1 pseudogene is annotated in these 961 nt (G+C 34.3%); it reads right to left on the reverse strand.

The annotated features are described in order from the left end of the window. A pseudogene (locus E6A48_RS11570) lies at positions 1–961 on the reverse strand (hypothetical protein); the annotation flags it as partial.

The raw sequence follows: 961 nt of genomic DNA on the forward strand, positions 1-961 counted from the left end.
CATTGAAGAAGATTTAGCAAGAGTAGTACCATCACTAGGATAACCTAAAACAGTATAAGTTTTAGTACCTTCTTGACCAAAATTACTGTCTAGTAAAGCATACATAGTTATAGTGCTATTTCTTGTTTGAACATGTGCAAACAATTTTTGAGTATCACTACCTATTTTACCATATTGTTTAGGGTCATAAGATTTTTGACCTTGCCAATCTGCAACTTCTAAATAAGCTGGAGAACCTTCAGAGCCATTAATTGTATCAGCTGGTTCTTGTCCTGCTTTAGAAGAATATCCTATTTTATTATGTGCAGGGCTAGTATAAGGGTTTCCAACTGCTATATATTGAACTTGAGTATCAGAAGAAGCATTATTTTCAGCTGATATAATACGGCTTTCTTTATATTTACTATAATTTGCTTTACCAGAATCTGTTGTACTAAATTTAACTGCATTTCCTATTTTAGTCCAATTATTCAAATCTGAAGAAATTTTAAATATTATATTACCCATTGCTTCATGATCACCACCAGCTTGAGTTGTTCCTTGATCTGCTATTGTTACAGCAAGATACATATTTCCACTAGCATCAACAACACCTCTTCCAGAGTGTATAGCAAATTGGCTATAAGTAAGACTACCAGAGCTAGCTGCACTATCAACATCATTTTTTACTTTATCAGTTGCATTTTGCCATTGAGTATCCCAAGAGAAACCTGAATTTTCATTGTATGTACCTACAGCATACATTAATTCAGATTTTTTTTCTCTAGAACTATAAGGTTGAGCTGCTCTACTTAAACCAACACCTGCAGAAGCTACTACTACTACTTTATTTTCAGCAACTTTAAATACTACAGGTGAAGCAACTGCATCAGTTCCATCTGGTTTTGCTTCTACTCCAGCTGCACGGCCAACTACTTGAGGTATACCCCAATTTTTACCAGCATCTTTACTTATGATACAA

Origin of the sequence: Brachyspira pilosicoli (assembly GCF_019402445.1) — a bacterium.
GTDB lineage: Bacteria > Spirochaetota > Brachyspiria > Brachyspirales > Brachyspiraceae > Brachyspira > Brachyspira pilosicoli_B.